Consider the following 23,845-nt stretch of genomic DNA (forward strand, 5'->3'; position numbering starts at 1 on the left):
GCTCCAACAAATGAACTACCAGAATGAGATGAGATTATTGCTTCAGTTTGTGTTTGATAAAGGAATATTGATAAAAAAACGACGTAGTGAGAAGGGGAGGAAGGGGAGATAGATGTGATTAACCAAGCAGTGCTTAATTGGCGATTAACCCCAATTAGGCTTTTATTTAAGTGAGACTTGCTAAATCTAGGTGACAAATCAATAACGAAATAATAAGAATTAATATAAGAAGTAAGGTGAAAGAGAAAGAGAAAGAGAAAGATAAAGAGAAGATACTGCGTAATATTGCTTCTTAAGTACGTCTAATGCCCCCTAATAGGGTAAGGGGGCAAATAGAAAACAATTATAACACCATGCGAACAAGCTCTAATTCACCTAACTCTTTATAGAGGGTTTCTACTTGTTCAATATGCGTTGCGTTGATAGTCACAGAGACTGAGTGATAGTTACCTTTGCTACTTGGTTTTACTGAAGGTGTATAATCACCGGGTGCATGACGCTGGATCACTTCAACGACTTGGTCAACTAATTCGGGTTTAGCATGACCCATGACTTTGTAAGTAAATGAGCAAGGGAACTCTAATAGTTCGTTTAATTTTGTTTTCATCATAATGTAATCCTTAAGACAACAGGCGATGTTGTTTTAATAATCTCTTTTACACCTCATCAGCACAAATAAAAAGCGCATTCCTCCTATGATGAGGAATGCGATACTGATAGTTAGGGTAAATATAGAATGGGTAAATGTGTTTATTCCAATATCGATATAATCTTTATATATGGACACATTTATCCTTTTCAAGCCTTAACCAAACCAACGTGAAAATAATAATTTGATGTAATCAATCAAGCGGCTGAAAATGCCACCTTCTTTCACTTCATTCATAACAACAAGTGGACGTTGTTCAATGACTTGCCCATCAAGTTGGAAATTAATGGTGCCAACCACTTGGTTTTTACTGACTGGCGCATGTAATTCAACATTATCTAATACATAACTGGCCTTTAGATCTTTGAGTCGGCCACGGGGGATCGTGAGATAAACATCTTTATCAACCCCTAATTGCACTTTATCAGTATCACCATACCAGATAGGTTCAGCGGCAAATTCTTTACCCACTTGCAGCGGTTTTACCGTTTCAAAGAAGCGAAAACCCCAAGTAAGTAGTTTTTTACTTTCAGCATCACGGCCTTTAGATGAGTGTCCCCCCATCACAGCAGAAATCAAGCGCATATTTCCTTCTGTTGCAGAGGCAACAAGATTATAACCCGCAGCTTCAGTATGACCTGTTTTAATACCATCAACATTGAGGCTAGTATCCCAAAGTAAACCATTACGGTTAGTTTGACGGATATTATTGTAGGTAAACTCTTTTTCTTTATAAATGGCATATTCTTCTGGAACATCACGAATTAATGCGGCGCCAATCAATGCCATATCTCGTGCACTACTGTATTGCCCAGGTGCATCTAAACCATGTACAGTTTGAAATTGTGTGTTTTGTAAACCTAGACGCTTAACATAGTCATTCATCATAGTGACAAAGGTATCTTGGCTTCCCGCAACATAAGAGGCCATTGCTACACAGGCATCATTACCTGATTGTAGATTGATACCGCGTGTTAATTGTGAAACGGTGACTTTATCACCGGGTTTTAAAAACATTAATGATGAGCCGCGAAATACAGGGTTGCCCGTTGCCCATGCTTCTTCACCAATAGGAACAATATCGTTGTTCGATATTTTTCCTGCACGAATGGCTTGACCTATAACATAACTGGTCATCATTTTGGTTAAACTGGCTGGATCACGACGGACATCTGCGTTTTTTTCCGCGAGGACTTTCCCAGAATTATAGTCGATAAGAATATAGGATTCGGCTTCGATATTAGGAACAGCGGGTATCATTGTTTTTAATGTGTCATCAGCAATAGCATGATGGCTAATAGCTAATAATATAAAGGTTGCACTAAATAGACGTGTTCTTAGTAATTTCACTGGGCGTGTCTGTTTCATTCTGTTTGTCTGTTCCGGAAATTCAGGGAAAATAAATAAAAGTTGATAAGAAAAATATCAGCAAACTCAGGTGATTCTATGCCTGAATTTGCTTTTAGAAAAAGAGTTTTTACGAATTATTACCCTTTATTGGCTAACAATAAACCCATCGATATTTTTACTTTGTTTCAAAGCACTTTTTATTGTTTCGGCTTGCGCTTTTGATGAGTAGGGGCCTAATTGCACTTTATGTAGTCCATCAGTTGTATTAATGACACCTTGGGTATTTAAAGCATTGGTTAATTCAGTTAACCATGTTTGTGCATTAGTTTGATTACTTAAAGCACCTACTTGTACATAGTAGCCTTGCGCTATTGCGCTAGATGAAGATACTGGCTGTGGAGCTGGAGCTGGAGCTGGAGCTGGAGCTGGAGCTGGAGCTGGAGCTGGAGCTGGAGCTGGAGCTGGAGCTGGAGCTGGTTGAGTCACAGTTATGGGAGACGGTGCTGTTACAGAGGGTTGGGGAGCCATTGTCGATGACTGAGTATTAAAGTTAGGACGCTCAGGTAATGTAGTGGCTCTTTTCTCTATTTGTGCACCTTGGGTACCAATACCACTTATTTGGCCATTTTGATCAACGACAATACCTTCAATTTGAATAGGGGTTGTTGGCATTAACTGCAAACTGTTATAAACAGCAGGTGTAACCTGTATTTGTTTGCCTTCAACGTAAGGACCACGATCGTTAATTCGCACAATCATTGTGCGTCCATTGATTAAGTTTGTTATTTTTGCATAACTTGGAATAGGCAATGTCGGGTGTGCCGCAGCAAACTCATAAGGATTGACTCGTTCACCTATGGTTGTTAAGCGACTCATTGCTAAGCTGTCGTAAACAATCGCTTGTCCTCGTTCACTAAAGTTCGCCGGATCTTTGACTATGCGATAAATTACCCCATTTTTACGATAATCTTGATTCGCAGTCGGGTGATAAGGCTCATAACGAGGCTCTATACCTAATACGGGTTGTGTAGGTACATTTGGCAACCTTGTGGTTGGCTGATTATTATTCACAGGTTTATCAGCAACACATCCTGCAAGTAGCAATGCACTGACACCCATCAAAACCCATTGCAAACGCATAGAAACCTCATTATAAACTTTTTGATAATAGTTTTCGGTGTGTATGAATTGACATAACAATGCCAAATCCTGCCATTAGTACAATTAATGCCGATCCCCCATAGCTTACCAGTGGTAATGGCACGCCGACTACTGGGAGGATCCCACTCACCATACCAATATTGACGAAAACATAAACAAAGAAGATCAGCATTAATCCACCAATCATGACTCTGCCAAATGTATTTTGTGCTTTTGTCGCGAGATAAAGACCTCGAGCAATTAAGAGTATATAGAGCGTTAGTAGGATTAAAACACCAATCAGTCCTAATTCTTCTGCGAGTACGGCAAAAATAAAGTCGGTATGGCGCTCTGGTAAAAATTCAAGTTGAGACTGAGTCCCTTGTAACCAACCTTTGCCATGTAATCCACCAGAACCGATAGCAATTTTAGATTGGATAATGTGATATCCGGCTCCTAAGGGGTCAATTTCAGGATCAAGTAACATCATGACCCGTGTTCGTTGGTAATCATGCATCAAGAAAAACCAGAGTATCGGAATAAATCCAGCAATTAATAGTGTTGCGACAGTAATCAAACGCCAACTCATACCGGCAAGGAAGATAACAAAAATTCCTGAAGCAGCAATTAAAATAGAGGTACCCAAATCAGGTTGTGCTGCCACTAAAAGGGTTGGAACGAAGATCAACACTAAGGCTATTGCTGTGTTACGTAATGTTGGCGGGCAAACATCACGGTTCATAAAGCGAGCGACCATTAGAGGAACGGCAATTTTGGCAATTTCAGAAGGCTGAAAACGTATGATACCTAAATCAAGCCAGCGTTGTGCACCTTTACTAATTTGCCCAAAGACATCAACAAAAATAAGTAATACAACACAAAATACGTAAAGGTGAGGAGCCCAATTTTCATACACCCGTGGAGGGATCTGCGCCATGATAATCATAACGATAAAACCCGTAGCAATTTGTCCCAGCTTGCGTTCCATCATATCGGGATCTTGCCCACTTGCTGTCCACATAATAAATGCGCTATAGCATAATAAGGCAATAATACAGAGCATAAAGAATGGATCGATATGTAAACGCGTCCAGAGTGATTTTTTCTTGTTATTTTCTGTCATTGGGTTATTCCTCTGAGCCACGCGGTGAAGGCGGGGAAATAGGCAACTCGGTGTTGTTGTCTCCAAGTATAATGTGATCAAGTATTTGGCGAGTAATATCCCCAACAGATGGGCCAGCACCACCATTTTCTAAAATTATAGAGACGGCAACGGTAGGGTTTTCATAAGGCGCAAAAGCAATCATTAATTTATGATCACGAAGATGTTCTGCTAATTGGCTAGCATTATAGGTTTCATAACTAAATACCTGTGCTGTACCTGATTTTGCGGCAATCTTATAAGGAGCATCAGCAAAGCTACGTCGCCCTGTACCATTGGGTAGATTGGCAACACCATACATACCGTACTTCGCTAACTCCCAATAACCGGAGTTGATATCGCCAATTTGGCGTGTCTCTTTATCCACGTAAGGTAGCATTTCATTACCTAACTTGGTGCCATAAAGTAAGTGAGGGGTTTTAACCTGACCATCGTTAATTAAGGTCATTAACGCTTTTGACATTTGGATTGGGGTCGCCGTCCAGTAACCTTGACCTATACCAACAGGGATGGTATCCCCTTGATACCAAGGTTTTTTATATCGTTTTTGTTTCCATTCTCGGGTTGGCATAATGCCATTACGCTCTTCAGAAAGGTCAATCCCCGTGTATTCACCATAGCCAAAGCGGGACATCCATGTGGAAATACGATCAATACCCATATCATAGGCAACTTGATAGAAGAAAGTATCTGCTGACTCAATAATGGATTTAGTAACATTGAGTTTTCCATGACCCCAACGTTTCCAGTCACGATAGCGTTTTTCAGAGCCGGGCAGTTGCCACCAGCCCGGATCATGGATAGTTGTGTTAGGAGTAATAACCCCTTCACTTAGGGCTGCAACAGACATAAAGGGTTTAACCGTTGATGCAGGAGGATAGAGCCCTTGGGTTGCCCGGTTTATTAATGGTCTATCGGGATTATTAAGTAGGCCTTGATAGTCTGTATTAGATATTCCCCCAACAAATAGGTTAGGGTCATAACTTGGATTAGAAACCAGTGCTAATATCTCGCCGTTACGAGGATCTGTGACGACCACAGCCGCTCGGCTGGTGGTTAGTAGCGTTTCAATATAGGTTTGTAATTCAAGATCAATAGTTAGGTAGATATCTTTACCGGCTTGTGGTGGTTGCTCATGCAATTGGCGGATCACACGGCCACGGCTATTAACTTCGACCTCTTCATAACCGGTTTTACCATGCAAAACAGATTCATAATAGCGTTCAATACCTAATTTACCGATATCTCGGGTTGCTGCGTAATTAGGATAGAGCCCTTCTTTTTCAAGACGTTCTACATCTTTATCGTTAATTTTTGCAACATAACCAATAACATGAGTAAGGGCTGAACCATAAGGGTAATAGCGACGTTGATAGCCTTTGATTTCTAATCCGGGATAGCGATATTGATTAATGGCAAAACGTGCCACTTGCACTTGGTCAAGTGACGTTTTAAGCGGAATAGAACTAAAACGACGAGAGCGTTTTCGCTCTTTTTCAAATGCAGCAATATCGTCGTCAGTTAAATCAACGACCTCTCGTAAACTCTCCAATGTTTCTTGGATATTAGCCACTTTCTCCGGTACGATTTCTAATTGATAGATAGTACGATTTAGGGCAAGTGGAACCCCATTACGATCGTAAATAATGCCTCGGCTCGGTGGGATGGGAACTAATTTGATCCGGTTATCATTCGAGCGAGTTTGATAATCATCGTGGCGAGCGACTTGTAAGTGATACAAGTTAAAAACTAAGATGCCCGTTAAAACTAAGATCCCTGAAAATGCGACAATAACACGGCGGATAAAGAGTTTTGACTCCGCTGTATAATCTCGAAACGGGGTGCGTTTTCTTTTCTTCATCCCATTAGTTGATTTCACTTACTTACCCGCCAATTTATTATTCCCGATGATAAGGATGGTTTGTGGTAATACTCCATGCACGGTAAAGGCTTTCTGCTACCACTACACGTACTAGCGGATGTGGCATAGTTAATGGAGATAAAGACCAACTTTGTTCTGCAGCTGCTTTACAAGCGGGGGCTAAACCTTCAGGGCCACCAATTAATAAGCTGACATTTCTTCCATCTAACTTCCAGCGATCGAGTTGCTCGGCAAGTTTTGGGGTATCCCAACGGGCGCCAGGAATATCAAGGGTGACGATACGATTTCCTTTACCTACCGCTGCTAACATCTGTTCGCCTTCTTTTTCGAGAATACGCTTAATATCAGCATTTTTCCCTCGTTTACCCGCGGGGATCTCGATGAGTTCTAAGGGCATATCTTTGGGAAAGCGGTTAAGATAATCCATAAAGCCGGTCTGGATCCAGTCCGGCATTTTTGTACCAACGGCGATGAGCTGTAATTTCAAACTCAGCTCCAGAGTTTTTCGAGTTCGTACATACGGCGACTGTCTTCTTGCATTACGTGTACCATGGCTTCACCAAGGTCAACAACAATCCAATCAGAAACGCCTTGTCCTTCGATGCCTAAAGGTTGTAATCCTGCTTCACGACAGTCATCAACCAGATTATCGGCGACAGACATTAAGTGTCTGTTTGAAGTTCCCGTACAGATGATCATGTAATCAGTGACACTTGATTTTCCACGAACATCTAATGCGATAATGTCTTGAGCTTTAGAATCCTCAAGTTTATCAATAATAAATTGCTGTAATTCTGAGCCTTGCAAAAGGGTCACCTTTTTCTATTTAGTTAACTCAATCGAGAAAATAACAAAGCGCTATTTTAAAGGAATTTATACCAATAAATCTATTTTACTCGATGATTTATTCCAGTTGTCGATAGCAAAAACATCTATCAAGTATGGTTGCTATTCGACGCTTGATTTAGAAAAATTCATATATGCCTATTTATTGCGCCATAATAAATAATAAAAGCCGGCAGATAAGAACTTTCCAATTAGACGACAGTTTTACTCCACAGTTCCCTTAATGGGAGCCGAGGGTGAGAATAACAGTAAAACAATGTCTGTCAATGCTCGTGAAATACCTGATAACGGTATCATCACGTCAATGATTGTATCATTATACGGTGTAATGTTGAGATAGTGACTAAGAGAAACAGACGAATGAAAGAAAATTATTATTATTTGGAGCAAACTTCAGAAATAGCGAGTAACAAAAACGCATTGTTACAGGCAGATTGGCAACGATTTTGTCAATTGTTATGCTATGAAGGCATTGAAATTAAACAAAATAATGATCAAAAACGACAAAATAAGGCAGTGATTTGTCGGGTTAAAATGAAAGGGGACTATTCATCAACCTTATTCACGCAGATTTTGGGGGGAGGAGAGTTACAATTAACCCTTGAACAATTTTCTCAACCTAGTGGATTGGAACATTTTCTGACACAGTTTTTTGCCTTAATTGATTATCAACAGCAGGTAAATGCTAAGTTGAGCAAAAAAGCACTGATCCAATTTCATAGTCGATATAAATATTTGTTAATGGCTTATTCTCAAGTCGCTTATCGAGAATTGGGGCGTTATATGGCCAATATCCCTAATTCGCTACCGCTGTTACAATTTGCCGAGCAGTATCAAAAGGCCTTAATGAAAGCACTATCAATACCAGCAACTCGAGAAGGGCATACCAATGCATTAATGCATATGGCGGGATATTTTAAGCGAGCACTTAGCGCAGAGCAAAAACAGTTGTTAACACAAGAGATTTTATCTTATCGGCAAGGAAAAACGAGTCTTTCGGCTCCTTTGTCACGGTTGAAAAACTACTTGGCGTTTTATCCTGATAATTATCTACTTTCTCAACGCTATTTTTCACCTTATCCAGCTGTATTTGATGACTTAAGAGCGCAATTTTAATCTCTAAGATCTGTTATCGATACAACTGATGCTGTTTGATATAGTTTTCAACAGACTCAGGCAGAAGATCATGACAATCTAATCCTGCTTTATGTCTAGCCCTAATATCGGTAGCTGAAATATTGTATAAAGGAGTATCAGCAAGAAAAATTTTCCCGGCGGGTAAACAGTGAATATCTGCTTGCTGTTTGGTTTGATGTTGTTCAAGCCAGGTTTGCATTTGTGGTGATGTAAATGTGGTTTGGTAACCTGGGCGAGCGCAAACCAATAAGTGACACACATCTAACAACTCTTCCCATTTATGCCAAGTATCAATTGAAAGTAATGAATCTTGTCCAATAATAAAGGCTAATGGCTGTTTCTCACCAATTTCTTGTCTAAACGCTTTTAATGTCTCAATGGTATAAGAGGGAGTCGGTTTCTCTAACTCTCGAGTGTCGACTTTGAAAGCACTAAAAGGTTGTAATGCGAGCCGCACCATGGCTAATCGCTGTTGTGAAGAGGCTTCTGGTTGGGGGCGATGAGGGGGAATATTATTAGGCAACCAAATCACTTCTTTTAGCCCTATCAAGCCAGAAAGGGCTTCTACAGGACGTAAATGCCCATAATGGATCGGATCAAAAGTACCACCATATAGAGCAATGGCTTGATGAATTAAAGGGGGGTTATTATTGGTGCTAGCCATGGCGAATAAATCCTTCCGGTAATGCTTTTCCACATAATAATAAGCCAAGGGCATGAAGTTCAGGCCAAACGTTTTGTCCGTGATCCTGTTTAAGGGTTATTTCAATCTGGGTAAGTAATCGCATGGCAGTGAGTAATTGATGCTCTGACAAACGTTGTAACGCGGCGGTAAATATCGGACGTCGGTTTTGCCATATCCGATGTTGATCGAAAACGGATTTTAAGGAGGCCGTTTTAGCGCTACGATGTAAGGTAATTAATTGCATTAATTCGCGTTGCAATGTTCTAAGCAGAATAACGGGTTCAGTATCCTCTCTTTTTAGTTGCTGCAAGATATGCCATGCCCGTTGGGTTTTGCCTGCTAATAATGCATCAATCCAATGATAAGCAGTAAAATGAGAGGCATCATTGACAGCCGCTTCAACTCTTGGCAGGGTTAATTTACCATCAGGATAGAGCAAACAGAGGCGTTCAATTGCTTGAGCTAAAGCGAGTAAATTTCCTTCATAGCAGTAACACAGTAATTGATTACCTTGTTCATCAAGCTCAAGGCCTTTTTGCTTGGCGCGTCTCGCTACCCAATTTGGTAATTTATCTAACTCAGGGGTTAAGCAAGTCACATAAATACCTTGCTGGCTGAGTGTTTTAAACCATTCGCTATTTTCCTGTGCCTTGGTTAATTTATGTCCACGTAAAATTAACAAGAGATCTTCATGCAATTCGTGAGATAAGCGTAAGAGCTTTTCTGACATTGTCGCATTAGGACCATTTTCAGGAAGATGGAGTAAGATAGATTGCTTTTGTGAAAAAAGACTCAGTGACTGACAGAGTGAATATATTTCATTCCAATCAGTGCTGTTATCAAGGGTAAATTGATAATGTTCCGTAAAGCCTTGTGATTTTGCCACTGTTTGAATGGCATCTTGAGATTCTTGGAGTAATAGCGGTTCATTACCCCAAAGTAGGTAACTTTGGCGCAACCCCTCTTGGAGTTGCGCATTAAGTTGTTCTGGATAAAGGCGGATCATTTGGCTGGTGAGATTATCTGTTTCGCTTTAGCTGCCTCTGACGCTTTTTGGCGTTCAGCATTGTGAACCACCAATAATTTACGTACTAAGATAGCGGTAGCCTGTTCACGCATTTCCTGTTTGATAATATCATTTTCGGCATCTTTAGCTAATGCTTCTAATGGGTTATCAAAGAATGGACGTGAAACCTGTGATGAAATAGGGTAGATGGTTCCATCAGGCATAATCACTTGTGCATCTAGGACAAAAGTGAGCTGACGTTCAGCCGATTTACCGTCTTGATACACAGAGACAGTCTCTTTATTTTCTGAAGATCCAACAATTTTGAGAACAGGAATATCTGCTTTTGGCGTTTCAACCAGTTGAACTCCACTTAATCTCAATTGTTGACGCATTACACGAGACAGTGGCCCGTATGGGTCACCAGAGCTTAGGTAAAGCGTTTTTAATTCAGCTGGAACTTGGGTTTTACCTTGTAGGTGAAAACCGCAGCCAGCGGTGACCAACACCGCTAACGCAAAAAACAGCGAAAATAGATATCGCACTAAGCCTCCTTATCAGCCAACAACGATGTTCAGTAATTTGCCCGGTACATAAATCACTTTACGTACGGTGACATTTTCTAAATATTTAGCAACACTGTACTCTTTTGTTGCCATTTCCTGAACATAATCTTTTTCTGAATTAGCAGGAACAGTGATACGACCACGTACTTTACCATTAACTTGAACAATAATAAGTTTCGTGTCATCGACCATCGCTTCTTCATCAGCAACAGGCCATGGTGCAACATCAATATCTTCTTTACCACCTAACGCTTGCCACATAACAAAACAAGCATGTGGAATGATAGGAGAAAGCATACGTACCACCGCTTCTAATGCTTCTTGCATTAAAGCACGATCTTGCTCAGTCTCTTGTGGTGCACGTGTTAATTTATTCATTAACTCCATAATCGCAGCAATAGCCGTATTGAATGCTAAGCGGCGACCTACATCATCAGAAACTTTGGCGATAGTTTTGTGTAAATCGCGACGTAAGTCTTTCTGCTCTGTGGTTAATGTTGCCAAATCAAGTGATTGAGTCGTTCCTTTTTCGGTATGCTCATGAACTAAACGCCATAAACGACGTAAGAAACGGTTCGCACCTTCAACACTTGATTCTTGCCACTCAAGTGTTAATTCTGGTGGTGCAGCAAACATCATAAATAGACGTACGGTATCAGCACCATAACGCTCAACCATGGTTTGTGGGTCGATGCCGTTATTTTTTGATTTAGACATTTTGCTCATACCAGCGTAAGTCAGTTCATGGCCTGCACTGTCAGTTGCTTTGATGATGCGATTTTTTTCATCGCGTTCAACAATCGCTTCTGCTGGAGAGACCCAATGGCGAGCGCCATCTTCACCGGTATAATAAAATGCATCTGCTAATACCATGCCTTGGCACAGTAAGCGTTTAGCAGGTTCATCAGAATTAACTAAACCAGCATCACGCATCAATTTATGGAAGAAACGGAAATACATCAGGTGCATGATAGCGTGTTCAATACCACCAATGTACCAGTCAACCGGTAACCAATAGTTAGCAGCTTTTGGATCTAACATTCCCTTGTCGTAATCAGGGCAGGTATAACGTGCGTAATACCAAGAAGATTCCATAAAGGTATCAAAAGTATCTGTTTCACGTAGCGCTGGTTGACCATTAATCGTTGTTTTAGCCCACTCAGGATCCGCTTTAATTGGACTGGTAATGCCGTCCATTTTCACATCTTCTGGTAAAATAACCGGTAATTGGTCATCAGGAACTGGAACAACGCTACCATCTTCTAAGGTTGCCATTGGAATTGGCGCACCCCAATAACGTTGACGAGAAACACCCCAGTCACGTAAACGGTAATTCACTTTACGTTCACCCACACCCATTGCAGTAAGTTTATCTGCAATAGCATTAAAACCAGCTTGGTTATCAAGTCCTGAGAATTCACCAGAGTTAATCAGGCTATTTTTCTCAGTCAGAGCGCCTGTTGATAAGTCAGGTTGGTTACCTTCTGCATCAGCAATAACCGCTTTAATCGGCAAACCATATTTAGTGGCAAATTCCCAGTCGCGTTCATCGTGACCTGGAACGGCCATAACCGCACCTGTACCGTATTCCATTAAGACAAAGTTAGCGACCCAAATAGCGACTTTCTCTTGGGTTAATGGATGAATAGCATACAGACCTGTAGCAATACCTTTTTTCTCCATGGTTGCCATTTCAGCTTCTGCCATCTTCATGTTACGGCATTCATCAATGAAGTGCTGAATTTCAGGATTATTTTGAGCGGCTTTTTGAGCTAATGGATGACCGGCGGCCACAGCAACATAAGTGACACCCATAAAGGTATCTGGACGTGTGGTATATACGGTCATAGTATCGTCGCTATCTGCGACATCAAAGGTAATTTCAATACCTTCAGACCGGCCAATCCAGTTACGTTGCATGGTTTTAACTTGTTCTGGCCATTCATCTAACGTATCTAAGTCGTTTAACAGCTCTTCAGCATAATCGGTGATTTTAATAAACCACTGTGGAATTTCTTTGCGCTCGACAGGGGTGTCGCAACGCCAGCAACAACCATCGATGACTTGTTCGTTAGCCAGTACGGTTAAGTCGTGTGGGCACCAGTTTACAGCAGAGGTTTTTTTATACACTAAACCTTTTTCATACAGCTTAGTGAAAAACCACTGTTCCCAACGATAATATTCTGGTGTACAGGTGGTGACTTCACGATCCCAATCATAACCAAAGCCCAGTTTTTTTAACTGGCCTTTCATATAATTGATATTTTCATAAGTCCACGGTGCAGGTGCGGTGTTATTTTTTACGGCAGCACCTTCTGCGGGTAAACCAAACGCATCCCAACCAATAGGTTGTAAGACGTTTTTACCCAACATACGTTGATAACGGGAAATCACGTCACCAATGGTGTAGTTACGGACGTGTCCCATGTGTAGTCGACCAGAAGGATAAGGTAGCATTGACAGGCAGTAATATTTTTCTTTGTTATTATCTTCTGTCACTTTAAATGTATTGTTCTTTTCCCAGTGTTCCTGGATAGTTTGCTCTATATCTTCGGGACGATATTGTTCTTGCATGGCACCGATAATCCTATGGTGAATTAATGGCTACCGAAGGGTAACCGCTATGATGAATTAAGACTTGCATAGCATAGCTGATTTTGTCTAATAGCCACAACTATTGATCTCAATGAAAGCCATTGTTTGCATAACTTTTTTGCCATAATGGCGAGATAGCACGAAAACAGCATTTTTTTGTTAATGATAAATGCGAGATTTTCAAGCGTTTAGCCTAATTATTGCAATAAAAATGAATTAATTGCTACTGTGTTGCGTCATCAAAGGTTGATGATTATTTTTAGCGATATTTTGCTGGCATGTAATAATTCATGCCAGCAAAGGGGAAAAGTGAGTGGGATGAAAAAGAAAATTGAAGATTAATGTAAGATTTTAGCTAGGAAATCTTTAGCCCTTTCTGATTTAGGATTATCAAAGAAGTCATTTTTCGGGCTATCTTCGACAATACGACCTTCATCCATAAAAATAATACGGTCAGCAACTTTTTTAGCAAAGCCCATTTCGTGTGTAACCACCATCATGGTCATGCCTTCATTCGCCAGCTCAACCATAACATCAAGAACTTCATTAATCATTTCAGGATCAAGTGCGGAGGTGGGTTCATCAAATAGCATCGCAATAGGATCCATACATAAAGCACGAGCAATAGCAACGCGTTGTTGTTGACCACCAGAAAGTTGAGCAGGGTATTTATTAGCGTGGTTGGCTAAGCCTACGCGTTCTAATAATTTTAGCCCTTTCTCTTTTGCTGCACCTTTCTCTCTATTAAGGACTTTCACTTGCGCTAGTGTAAGATTTTCAATAATGGAAAGGTGAGGAAATAATTCAAAGTGTTGAAACACCATACCAACTTTGGCTCGTAACTTAGCTAAATCAGTTCGTTTATCATTGACTTTTATATCATTTACTAGGATTTCACCTTGTTGTATAGGCTCTAAACCATTAACGGTTTTGATAAGCGTCGATTTACCTGAGCCTGAAGGTCCACAGACAACAACAACTTCCCCCTTTTTCACTTCAGTGGAACAATCTGTCAGCACTTGAAACTGACCATACCATTTGGATACATCTTTTAGGGAAATCATCTAAGTAGTCCTTTTTTTAAGAAAGTTCACTAACATTGAAGCGGAGAAACTAATTATAAAGTAGACAAAACCAGCAAAAAGGATCATTTCAACCTGTGTGCCATCACGCTCACCAATATTTGCCGCTGTTCGGAAAAAGTCGGTCAGACTTAATACATACACGAGTGAGGTATCTTGAAATAAAACGATACCTTGTGTGAGCAATAAAGGGATCATGGCACGAAATGCTTGAGGTAAAATCACTAAACGCATCGTTTGTGATTTTGTCATTCCTAAAGCTAAGGATGCTGAAAACTGGCCTTTACTGATGCTTTGTATACCTGCTCTGATGATTTCAGAGTAATAAGCAGCTTCAAATAGAGAGAACGCTACCATTGCTGAAATTAAACGGATATCACTTTTTGGTGAAAGGCCTAGAACATTTTGTAATATGTTAGGCACAATTAAATAGAACCACAGTAATACCATCACTAAAGGAATAGAACGAAAGGTATTAACGTAAGCGGCCGCAAACCAACTGATGGGCTTAAAAGTAGATAAGCGCATCACTGCAAGTATTGTTCCCCATAAAATACCGATAACAATTGCTGTTATGGTAATTTTTAAGGTAATCACCATGCCATCCATTAAAAAAGGTAGGCTAGGAACAACAGAACTCCAGTCAAACTCGTACATTATTGACCTCCTGCTGTGCCAGGTAAACGCACCCGTTTTTCTAACCAGTGCATAATCAACATAATAATGACGTTAATAAAGACATAGGCTAGCGTGATAGCGGTAAAGGATTCATAAGCTTTAGCTGAATAATCTAATAATTTATTCGCTTGCGCAGCCATATCAATCAGGCCAATCGTTGAGGCGATTGCAGAGTTTTTGACTAAGTTCAGCATTTCAGAGGTCATTGGCGGAATAATGACGCGATAAGCATTAGGTAATAAAACATAGCGGTAGGTTTGTGGCAGTGTTAAGCCTAGTGCTAAGCCTGCTGCTTTTTGTCCTCTTGGTAATGAATTGATTGCCGCCCGCACCTGTTCACACATGCGCGCTGCGGTAAACAAACCTAAACAGAGTGCTGAAGAGACAAAGAATTGGATATTCGGCGTTAAGTCCATTTTGAACCAATCACCAATAGCTTGTGGTAAGAGTTCAGGGATCACTAAATACCATGTGAAGAATTGTACAATCAGGGGGACGTTACGAAATAGTTCAACATAGATAGCCCCTAAACTAGAGAGCAAGCGATTAGGTACGGTTCGTAAAATACCAAAAAAAGAGCCGACAATAAAAGCGATGATCCAAGCACAAAGAGATAAAGCGACAGTAACTTGAAAGCCTGAAATAAGCCAACCTAAGTAAGTTGTATTTCCAAAAGGGGCTTCTTGGAAGAATATCCCCCAATCCCAATCAATCGACATGATTTCACCTCCGGTGAAAAAAATGGGGCAGGGAACGGCTGCCCCAAACTTCACTGATCTGTCTGTCCAACAGATACTTTATAATTATTAATTTTGCATCAATTACTTATATGCATTGTTAGTTCAATGCTTTATCATTTGGTGATGCAAAGAGTGCTTTCATTTCATCCGAGATAGTGAATTCTAAATTGAGGTTTTTCGGTGGAATTGGGGCATTAAACCAACGATTGAACGATTTTTCTGCTGCGCCAGATTTTTGCGCATTAGCAATGGTTTCATCAATTAATGACTTAAATTGTGTATCACCTTTGCGTAACATACAGCCATAAGCTTCTTCTGATTGAGGTGTTCCCACAATTTCCCATAACGCAGGTTTTTTCGCTTTAGCACGTTCACCCGCTAATAAGGCGTCATCCATCATAAAAGCAACAGCACGCCCTGATTCAAGTGTACGGAATGAGTCGCCATGATCTTTTGCGCTAATAATGCGCATATTCATTTTTTTCTCATCATTGAGCTTGTTAAGTAACATTTCAGATGTGGTGCCTGACGTGACAACCACATTTTTGCCCGCAAGATCAGCAAAATCTTTAATTCCACTGTCTTTTTTCGCAAGTAAACGTGTACCAACAATAAAAATAGTATTCGAGAAATCAGCTTGTTGTTGGCGAGCGAGATTATTGGTCGTTGAGCCACACTCAAAGTCAAATGTACCATTTTGTAATAGTGGAATTCGATTCTGAGAAGTGATAGGGATAAGGCGAACTTGTAGGTTAGGTTTGCCTAATTTTTCTTTTACTGCCTCAACAATCAGGTTGGAATAGTCTTGAGAGTATCCGACCACTTTTTGTTGATTATCGTAGTATGAAAAAGGGACAGAGGATTCACGATGACCAACAATAATAATATCGTTATCGTTGATTTTTTTTAAGGTACCAGTGAGTTCTTCTGCTTGCACAGCTCCTGCAGCCCCTAAAATCATTAATGATAATGCTAGTTTACGCATGCGCATAATAACTCCTGTCGTGGTGATATTGATGTGTTGCTTTGTGTTACTTTTTTGTTTTAATTTGTTTTGATAATGTTAATAAATAGAACAAATAACATACGGTTGGGAAGTGCAATATTCCAAATACGAGAGCTATCTCTCAATAAAAGGATGAAATAAAAAATTGTTCAATGTTTTTTGGAAGTGATTTTCAATATTTAAAATTATTATGGTAATAACCATGAGAAGTTAAAGGTTAAAAAGAACAAAGAAGAAAAAGGCGTTAATCTAAAAAAGAAAAGAATTTGTAAAGTTTATCTTAAGGAGTTGTTTGTCTGTAGATTACCGTTAAGATAGCAGGTCAACAAATGAGGAAATCTATGCATAATTGGCGGTCAGGTCGCTGGCTAGTGTTGATAACAGTATTGCTGATCTTGTGTTGTATTGTTCAGCGCTCTATGGGGGCTCATGTGATTAGTGAGCGCTTAGCATCTGCTGTTTCGCAAACACAGTCCTCATTCTCGACGCCAATTGCAGAGCAACAAAATGCAAGTGAAGGGAAATATTCACTTTCAACCTGCGAATTAAGTGCTAAATCACTCTTATCGATTCCTCCTTTAGCGATTGAACCGCTTTTTTATACTTGGGCGGTATTACTTTTATTTGGTATGGCTGCCATTTATGTTTCTCGTCAACGTAGCCAGAAAAAACAACATCACCCACCTCCACGAATAAGGCTTCACCTTCATTACTGTATTCTAAGGGATTAGTAGCGCTTTAACTCAATAATACGTCTTATATTGAGGCGTTGTTTTATGTGTAGCGTTAGAGGATTTTTTAGGGAGTTGCTATGGTTCGTTCTTTTTTAATAGCATTGATGTTGATGCTATTTTCATTATCTTCATTAGCCGCCGATACAGGTTGGCTAACTATGCCAGACAATGATCATGCTCAGGTTAGGGCTACGGCTGACAAGTCATCGACAGGCGATGTTAAAATATTGCTTGAGGTGCAATTAGCGCCGGGCTGGAAAACATATTGGCGCTCTCCCGGAGAAGGTGGCGTAGCACCTGAAATTAATTGGACGCAATCTGTGTCTGATATGATATGGCATTGGCCATCACCTTCCGCTTTTGATGTCGCAGGTATTCATACCCAAGGTTACGATAAAGAAGTCGTCTTCCCCATTGAACTAAAATCTGTCGATAGCAATAACTTAAATGGGGTATTAACACTTTCAACCTGTAGTAATGTCTGTATTTTAACTGATTACTCATTAAATCTGGATTTAAACGAGCCTGTTCCCGCTGACTTTGAATGGCAATATAATCAAGCCATGGCCAAAGTACCTGTGACAAGTGGATTAATTTCTGCTGTTTCATCTGATTATCGAAATAGTCAATTAACCCTCTCATTACAACGAGAACAAGGTGACTGGCATCAACCTAATATTTATCTCGATCCACCACAAGGAATGCTATATGGCATTCCACAGTTAACAGCAAAAGGTGATCATTTATCTGTTACTGTCGATGTAACCGATGATTGGGGAGACGCTGCGGGTGACATTGTAGGAAAACCACTCTCCTTTGTTGTGACTGACGATGGCTATTCACGTCAAGTCAATGACACTATAGGCCAAGGCGATAGCGCATCTCTGCCTACTGCTGACTCGGGGGTAGGATTATGGAGTATTTTAGCCTTTGCGCTGTTAGGGGGCTTAATTCTTAATTTAATGCCTTGTGTGTTGCCTGTTTTGGCAATGAAATTGGGCTCAATTCTTCATATCGAAAAACGTGATACAGGGGCTATTCGTAAACAGTTTTCTGTTTCTGTTGTGGGAATTTTAGTGTCATTTTGGGCCTTAGCGCTGTTTATGACCGTATTACGCTACAGTCAAGAAGCAATAGGTTGGGGCATACAGTTTCAAAGCCCTTGGTTTATCGGCTTTATGGTGCTGATCACGGCTATTTTTACCGCTAATTTATTTGGCCTATTTGAATTACGTTTATCAAGTAATATGAATACCAAAATAGCGACAGCAGGAGGCCAAGGTTATAGTCGACATTTCTGGGAAGGGGCTTTTGCTACATTGCTTGCTACACCGTGTTCAGCCCCTTTCTTGGGGACTGCGGTTGCTTATGCATTGATAGCACCATTAAGTGAGTTATGGTTAATTTTCACCACATTAGGTCTTGGAATGAGTTTACCATGGATCATGGTTGCTATGTTTCCATCAATTGCCAAAGTATTGCCAAAACCGGGTAAATGGATGAATCGCCTAAGAGTTGTTTTAGGCTTTATGATGTTGCTATCTTGTATTTGGCTGATCACTTTATTGATCCCCCATTTTGGTATTGGCATTGTTGCGGCTATTTTTGTGGCTATCGCCCTGATCTTGCTTTTTGCTATTGCTAAACATTACGGCAAAAAAACGCTATTTGCTTCAATGGTGATCACCCTTATTTTAGGTGGTACAAGCTATCTATTTATTGCTCAGCCTGATACTCAGACCTTGGCGGGGCAAGATCATGTGAATTGGCAACCACTCTCAGAAGAGGCTATTCATCAAGCGTTAGCTGAAAATAAACGGGTGTTTATTGATGTTACCGCAGATTGGTGTGTTACCTGCAAAGCAAATAAATACAATGTATTATTACGCGATGATGTGCAAAAGGCACTTTCAGAGCCTGATGTTGTCGCATTAAGAGGGGATTGGACGAAACCGTCAGAACAGATCACCCAATTTTTAAAACAGCGCGGTCAAGTCGCCGTGCCGTTTAACCAGATTTATGGACCATGTAACAAGGAGGGGGAGATCCTACCGCCTCTTTTAAATAAAGATCTAATGTTAACTATTCTTTCAGAGGCTAAAGGAGCCCAATAATGAAAAAAACACTTTCTGTACTGGTTATCTCTTCGTTACTTTTTGGTGCAAATGTTCAAGCCGCTGCCTTGAATGCAGCTCAAGAAAAAGAAGTACGTGCATTAGTTCGTGATACTTTAGTGAGTAATCCTGAGATTTTGGAAGAAGCTATCATGGCATTGCAAACTAAGAAGGCAGATGAGCAACAAGCACAGTTCCGTCAAGCATTGGCCTCTGAACATGATGCATTATACAACGATGCGGCAAGTCCACGTATTGGCGCTAAAGATGCTAAGTTAGTGTTAGTGTCGTTCACTGATTATAACTGCCCGTATTGCAAACGCTTTGACCCATTATTAGAAAAGATCACCGAACAATACCCTGATGTGGCGGTTATCATTAAACCATTACCATTTAAAGGTGAAAGCTCTGCTAAAGCCTCTCAGGCGGTGCTTTCTGTCTGGAAAGAAGATCCAAAAGCATTCTTAGCACTTCATCAACGTTTGATGCAGAAGAAAACGATGCTAGATAATGCAAGTATTGAAGATGCAATGAAGAGCACTAATACTAGCAAAATTAAGTTAACTGATGACAGCTTAAAAACGTTGCAAAATAACTTAGAGCTTTCTCGTAAACTGGGTATTCAAGGTACGCCAGCGACGGTAATTGGTGATACTATTTTACCGGGTGCTGTTGATTATGATCAGTTAGAAATTATTGTGAAAGAACAACTGGCGAAAGTGAAAAAATAATGGCAAATCGTTTACGAAAATGGGGTAAAGAATTAATTATTCTCGCCCTTATTTTTGTGGCTATTTCATTTGCTATGGACTGGTGGCGTCAACCAACGCCACCAGAACTTACTGATTTATCTACGCTTTATACAGTTGATGATAAACCAGTCTCATTGATTGCCCTTAGCCAAGAGAAACCATTACTGATCTATTTTTGGGCGAGTTGGTGTGGCATTTGTAAGTTAACTACACCGACGGTAAATGATTTAGCACAACAGGGTTATAATGTTACGTCTGTAGTTATCCGCTCTGGTGATGATGCCAAAATAATACGTGGCATTAACTCCAAGCAACTAGTTTTTCCGGTTATTAATGATGATAGAGGGGCTATTTCTCAACGTTGGGGGATAAGTGCTACACCTTCTTTTGTTATTCTCTATAAAGGTGAAATGGTGCACTTTACAAGTGGCTGGACATCCTCTTGGGGATTAAAACTTAGGTTATGGTGGGCTTCAATTTAACTTGTTTATCAGAGTTTAAATGAAGAAAAAATAATGCCAGGTAGGCTGATAATAAAATCTATTATCTCATAGACAAGTTTTTTACGTCTGCGTTTTATTTTTGCTTCTTGGCTACCTTGAACAATTAATTCCTTTTCATTGTAAGTGCGTTTTGAGGTATTAATATGTATTGGTACAATATTAATAGGAATAACGATTTGATTATTCTTATTGGCCGGTGTTAATTGAGCTAATGTCCAACCATATTGATGTTGTTTATCTCCAAACGCATTTTTCTGGATAATACGACCGTAATAATCTTTACGAAAACCTTTTTCTTCATTATCGCTGGAAATCTGATGGGCATGTTGCCAATAAGGTAAAACATCTGTTGGTGATTGAATGAGTCGCGATAGTGCTGGTGGGTCAAGTGGGATCATATTGAGACGTTTAGAGCTTGCTTCTTGTTTTTGCTCATAGGCTCTCGCTGTTTGCCAATGTAAAGGCACAATTGTTTCATCTTCAATAAGTTGATGAATCGAACTAGGTTGTTTTGATAATACCCAGCCAAATTCATTTTGTTGATTAAACAGTTGGCGCTTGATCCATTTAGTTTCTTTATCTTTACGAAATCCTTTTGTTTCATTATCGGCAGATATTTTTTTCGCTCTTTGCCAAATAATATCAAGAATATATTCAGGGTAATGGATCATTGAAAAGTCCTTTTATTAGAAAAGCCCTTACTTAATTAATTGTTTTAAGATTAATTGAGCAGGGCTTTATTTAACATTAAGAACGACGCTTAATAAAAGCAAGAATTAAAAATACCCCTGCTAAAATCCACACTGGATAACTCCCCATTTTATAATAAGGTGTTGATCCTGTCGTGGGTGTCATTTTTTCAGCTAATGCACCGGCTTCAAATTGTGGAAGCTGGGCAATAACATCACCATTAGCAGCAATAAAGGCGGTAATGCCGTTATTAGTTGAACGTAATAATGGGCGTCCTAACTCTAATGAACGCATTCTAGCCATTTGAAAATGTTGCCATGGACCAATTGAATTACCAAACCAAGCATCATTTGAAATAGTTAATAAGAAACGTGTATCCGGCTTAAAGTTAGCGCGAACTTGTTCTCCAAGAATAATTTCATAACAGATGGCGGCGGTTATTTTAGCATCATTTACCGTCAGTTGAGGTTGTATGTATTCACCTTGGCTTAATGATGACATAGGTAAATTAAAAAATGGCGCTAATGGGCGCAATAAGGACTCTAAAGGGACATACTCACCAAAAGGCACAAGATGATGTTTGTTATAGCGATCTGTTGCCGGATATTGGTAAGCATAGTGTTCACCTAATGTAATAACACTATTATAAAAACGATAGCCTTCTAAGGTGGGACGCGCATCAATAATTCCTGTCATTAGATGCGTGTCTTGTGCTCTTAATTGTTTATCCAATTGCGCTAAAAAGCCTTGTTGCTGAATTTCAACATCAGGGATAGCTGACTCAGGCCAAATAATTAAGTTTGCTTTACCGATAAAAGGGCGACTTAAGGTGAGATAGGTGTTTAACGTACTTTCTAAAGTACCGGGTTGCCATTTTAATGATTGCGCGATATTGCCTTGAATTAAGGCAATTTCTTGTGTTTCATCAGTTAAAGGTTGATACCATTGATAAGATTTAAAGCTGATAGGTAAGAGTAATAATATTGCTCCGATCACCGCACTATATAGTGATTTACGATAGATAGCGACAGCAATAAGTCCACTAATTATGGTCAGCAAAAAGGTTATCATGGTGACACCAAAAATAGGTGCAATACCTTTTAATGGGCCATCAATTTGGCTATAACCAAATTGTAACCACGGAAACCCTGATAACACCCAGCCCCTTAAAAATTCAGTGAGTTGCCATACAGCGGGAGCCGCAAAGACAAAACGCCAAAAGGTAGGTTTAGGGAAGAACTTGTTTAATAATCCGGCAAATAGGGCGGTATAAAGCGATAGGTAAAGGGCTAACAATATGACTAAGAAAATATTGATAGCAAATGGCATTCCCCCAAAATCAGCAATGCTGACATATACCCAGTTTACACCACTACCAAATAATCCAAATCCCCAGGCAAAACCAAGCCATGCCCCTTGTCGTGTGGTTCGTTGCGTTATTATCAGTAGCAAACCTGATAAAGAAATTAACGCTGCAGGCCAGAAATCAAAGGGAGAAAACGCGAGTGTGCCACTGGCACCGAAAAAAACCGCCAGTAGGGTGCGAACCCACTGGCGGTTTAATAAAGAGAAATTATTCATTAATATCCTACACATCATTACCTAGTTCAGGTACAGGCGCATCGTCAGGAATGTGCACATAAACCTGAATAATTTTACGGCTATCAGCCATAACAACTTTAAATTGGTAATTATCAATGGTAATAGTTTCACCTCTAGCAGGAAGATGACCGAAGGCTTGCATAACTAAACCACCAATCGTATCGACTTCTTCATCACTAAAGTGAGTACCAAATGCCTCATTAAAATCTTCTATTTGGGTTAATGCTCTCACTGAGTAGGTATGGCGACTTAATGGACGAATATCAATATCATCCTCATCATCATACTCATCTTCAATTTCGCCGACGATAAGTTCAAGAATATCTTCAATCGTGACCAAACCAGAAACACCACCAAATTCATCAATGACAATAGCCATATGATAGCGTTGCGAACGGAACTCTTTTAGTAAGCGGTCAACGCGTTTACTTTCTGGTACAACGACAGCAGAACGTAAAACTTTGTCTATACTAAATGGCTCAGCACCAGTACGCATAAATGGCAATAAATCTTTTGCCATTAATAAGCCTTCAATATGATCTTTGTCTTCACTGATGACAGGAAAGCGAGAGTGCGCTGAATCAATAATCACATCAAGGCACTCATCAAGGGTTTGATTGCGTTTTAATGTGACGATTTGCGAGCGGGGGATCATAATATCCCGTACACGCTGTTCAGCGATATCCATTACCCCCTCTAACATATCACGGGTATCAGGATCGATTAATTCTTTCTGTTCAGAATCGCGGATAAGCTCCATCAGATCATCACGATTTTTAGGTTCACCGTGGAATAACTGATTAAGCAATGTGAGAAACCCCTTTTTAGGACCAGGGTTATCGTTACTCGAAGATTGGTCGTCGCTCATGGCGTTTTAACTATTTTTCCTCATTGAATGGTTATTAGATATAGTATTTATCATAAAA

23 protein-coding genes are annotated in these 23,845 nt (G+C 40.1%); 5 read left to right on the forward strand and 18 right to left on the reverse strand.

Going from position 1 to position 23,845, the window contains the following annotated elements:
- Window positions 1–343: 343 nt before the first annotated feature.
- From ybeD to rsfS, 7 genes are all read right to left on the reverse strand, one after another.
- The gene (gene ybeD, locus AACQ49_RS14405; protein WP_026090527.1) at window positions 344–607 is read right to left on the reverse strand and encodes a DUF493 family protein YbeD; all 264 of its coding nucleotides are present in this window, start codon (window positions 605–607) and stop codon (window positions 344–346) included.
- A 198-nt stretch (window positions 608–805) separates the two neighbouring features.
- Complete coding sequence (dacA, locus tag AACQ49_RS14410; RefSeq protein ID WP_004246054.1) at window positions 806–2,017, reverse strand: D-alanyl-D-alanine carboxypeptidase DacA; 1,212 nt, start codon at window positions 2,015–2,017, stop codon at window positions 806–808.
- A gap of 126 nt (window positions 2,018–2,143) precedes the next feature.
- Complete coding sequence (gene rlpA, locus AACQ49_RS14415) at window positions 2,144–3,139, reverse strand: endolytic peptidoglycan transglycosylase RlpA (protein WP_161779134.1); 996 nt, start codon at window positions 3,137–3,139, stop codon at window positions 2,144–2,146.
- 10 nt (window positions 3,140–3,149) lie between these two features.
- The gene (mrdB, locus tag AACQ49_RS14420; protein ID WP_004246052.1) at window positions 3,150–4,262 is read right to left on the reverse strand and encodes a peptidoglycan glycosyltransferase MrdB; all 1,113 of its coding nucleotides are present in this window, start codon (window positions 4,260–4,262) and stop codon (window positions 3,150–3,152) included.
- A 4-nt stretch (window positions 4,263–4,266) separates the two neighbouring features.
- A complete protein-coding gene (mrdA, locus tag AACQ49_RS14425) occupies window positions 4,267–6,162 on the reverse strand; it encodes a peptidoglycan DD-transpeptidase MrdA (RefSeq protein ID WP_161779137.1) in 1,896 nt (631 codons plus the stop codon).
- A 37-nt stretch (window positions 6,163–6,199) separates the two neighbouring features.
- Window positions 6,200–6,670 carry a 23S rRNA (pseudouridine(1915)-N(3))-methyltransferase RlmH gene (rlmH, locus tag AACQ49_RS14430; RefSeq protein WP_004246050.1) on the reverse strand — a complete coding sequence of 157 codons (471 nt, stop codon included), beginning with the start codon at window positions 6,668–6,670 and terminating at the stop codon, window positions 6,200–6,202.
- A gap of 2 nt (window positions 6,671–6,672) precedes the next feature.
- Entirely contained in the window at window positions 6,673–6,999 is a 327-nt protein-coding gene (gene rsfS / locus AACQ49_RS14435; protein WP_004246049.1) for a ribosome silencing factor, read from the reverse strand.
- A 390-nt stretch (window positions 7,000–7,389) separates the two neighbouring features.
- Between rsfS and AACQ49_RS14440 the strand changes: the two genes are divergently transcribed.
- Window positions 7,390–8,145, forward strand: coding sequence for a YbgA family protein (locus AACQ49_RS14440; protein WP_020945337.1), 756 nt, complete (start codon window positions 7,390–7,392; stop codon window positions 8,143–8,145).
- Window positions 8,146–8,158: 13 nt separating this feature from the next.
- Here the strand turns inward: AACQ49_RS14440 and nadD are convergent, their stop codons facing one another.
- The 8 genes from nadD to AACQ49_RS14480 form a co-directional block, all read right to left on the reverse strand.
- Window positions 8,159–8,830, reverse strand: a complete 672-nt coding sequence (gene nadD / locus AACQ49_RS14445) for a nicotinate-nucleotide adenylyltransferase (protein ID WP_004252240.1) — start codon at window positions 8,828–8,830, stop codon at window positions 8,159–8,161.
- On the reverse strand, window positions 8,823–9,857 hold the full coding sequence (gene holA / locus AACQ49_RS14450) for a DNA polymerase III subunit delta (RefSeq protein WP_088206768.1): 1,035 nt from the start codon (window positions 9,855–9,857) through the stop codon (window positions 8,823–8,825). Before holA ends, nadD begins: the two co-directional genes overlap by 8 nt.
- Window positions 9,854–10,402 carry an LPS assembly lipoprotein LptE gene (lptE, locus tag AACQ49_RS14455; protein ID WP_004246045.1) on the reverse strand — a complete coding sequence of 183 codons (549 nt, stop codon included), beginning with the start codon at window positions 10,400–10,402 and terminating at the stop codon, window positions 9,854–9,856. Before lptE ends, holA begins: the two co-directional genes overlap by 4 nt.
- 12 nt (window positions 10,403–10,414) lie before the next feature.
- Window positions 10,415–12,997: a leucine--tRNA ligase gene (gene leuS, locus AACQ49_RS14460; RefSeq protein ID WP_088206767.1), complete on the reverse strand. Its 2,583-nt coding sequence runs from the start codon at window positions 12,995–12,997 to the stop codon at window positions 10,415–10,417.
- Between the two features lie 359 nt (window positions 12,998–13,356).
- Window positions 13,357–14,082, reverse strand: a complete 726-nt coding sequence (locus AACQ49_RS14465) for an amino acid ABC transporter ATP-binding protein (protein ID WP_004246043.1) — start codon at window positions 14,080–14,082, stop codon at window positions 13,357–13,359.
- Window positions 14,083–14,757, reverse strand: a complete 675-nt coding sequence (gene gltK / locus AACQ49_RS14470) for a glutamate/aspartate ABC transporter permease GltK (protein ID WP_004246042.1) — start codon at window positions 14,755–14,757, stop codon at window positions 14,083–14,085.
- Entirely contained in the window at window positions 14,757–15,497 is a 741-nt protein-coding gene (locus AACQ49_RS14475) for an amino acid ABC transporter permease (protein WP_004247440.1), read from the reverse strand. Before AACQ49_RS14475 ends, gltK begins: the two co-directional genes overlap by 1 nt.
- A gap of 118 nt (window positions 15,498–15,615) precedes the next feature.
- Window positions 15,616–16,509: an amino acid ABC transporter substrate-binding protein gene (locus AACQ49_RS14480; protein ID WP_004246040.1), complete on the reverse strand. Its 894-nt coding sequence runs from the start codon at window positions 16,507–16,509 to the stop codon at window positions 15,616–15,618.
- A 356-nt stretch (window positions 16,510–16,865) separates the two neighbouring features.
- Here AACQ49_RS14480 and AACQ49_RS14485 point away from each other — a divergent pair, with 356 nt between their 5' ends.
- The 4 genes from AACQ49_RS14485 to AACQ49_RS14500 all read left to right on the forward strand — a co-directional run bounded on the left by AACQ49_RS14485 (window position 16,866) and on the right by AACQ49_RS14500 (window position 20,606).
- On the forward strand, window positions 16,866–17,255 hold the full coding sequence (locus AACQ49_RS14485; protein WP_004246039.1) for a hypothetical protein: 390 nt from the start codon (window positions 16,866–16,868) through the stop codon (window positions 17,253–17,255).
- Between the two features lie 80 nt (window positions 17,256–17,335).
- Entirely contained in the window at window positions 17,336–19,372 is a 2,037-nt protein-coding gene (locus AACQ49_RS14490; RefSeq protein ID WP_161779135.1) for a protein-disulfide reductase DsbD family protein, read from the forward strand.
- The gene (locus AACQ49_RS14495; protein ID WP_004247442.1) at window positions 19,372–20,103 is read left to right on the forward strand and encodes a DsbA family protein; all 732 of its coding nucleotides are present in this window, start codon (window positions 19,372–19,374) and stop codon (window positions 20,101–20,103) included. The genes AACQ49_RS14490 and AACQ49_RS14495 overlap by 1 nt, the downstream gene beginning before the upstream one ends.
- On the forward strand, window positions 20,103–20,606 hold the full coding sequence (locus AACQ49_RS14500; RefSeq protein WP_004252236.1) for a protein disulfide oxidoreductase: 504 nt from the start codon (window positions 20,103–20,105) through the stop codon (window positions 20,604–20,606). Before AACQ49_RS14495 ends, AACQ49_RS14500 begins: the two co-directional genes overlap by 1 nt.
- A gap of 8 nt (window positions 20,607–20,614) precedes the next feature.
- Here the strand turns inward: AACQ49_RS14500 and AACQ49_RS14505 are convergent, their stop codons facing one another.
- The 3 genes from AACQ49_RS14505 to corC all read right to left on the reverse strand — a co-directional run bounded on the left by AACQ49_RS14505 (window position 20,615) and on the right by corC (window position 23,787).
- Window positions 20,615–21,298 carry a hypothetical protein gene (locus tag AACQ49_RS14505; protein WP_012367589.1) on the reverse strand — a complete coding sequence of 228 codons (684 nt, stop codon included), beginning with the start codon at window positions 21,296–21,298 and terminating at the stop codon, window positions 20,615–20,617.
- Window positions 21,299–21,374: 76 nt separating this feature from the next.
- Window positions 21,375–22,898, reverse strand: coding sequence for an apolipoprotein N-acyltransferase (gene lnt, locus AACQ49_RS14510; RefSeq protein ID WP_004247445.1), 1,524 nt, complete (start codon window positions 22,896–22,898; stop codon window positions 21,375–21,377).
- Between the two features lie 7 nt (window positions 22,899–22,905).
- The gene (gene corC / locus AACQ49_RS14515; protein WP_004246033.1) at window positions 22,906–23,787 is read right to left on the reverse strand and encodes a CNNM family magnesium/cobalt transport protein CorC; all 882 of its coding nucleotides are present in this window, start codon (window positions 23,785–23,787) and stop codon (window positions 22,906–22,908) included.
- Between the last annotated feature and the right edge of the window lie 58 nt (window positions 23,788–23,845).

The organism is Proteus sp. G2675 (genome assembly GCF_963886535.1).
In the GTDB taxonomy this organism is placed as follows: Bacteria; Pseudomonadota; Gammaproteobacteria; order Enterobacterales; family Enterobacteriaceae; genus Proteus; species Proteus mirabilis.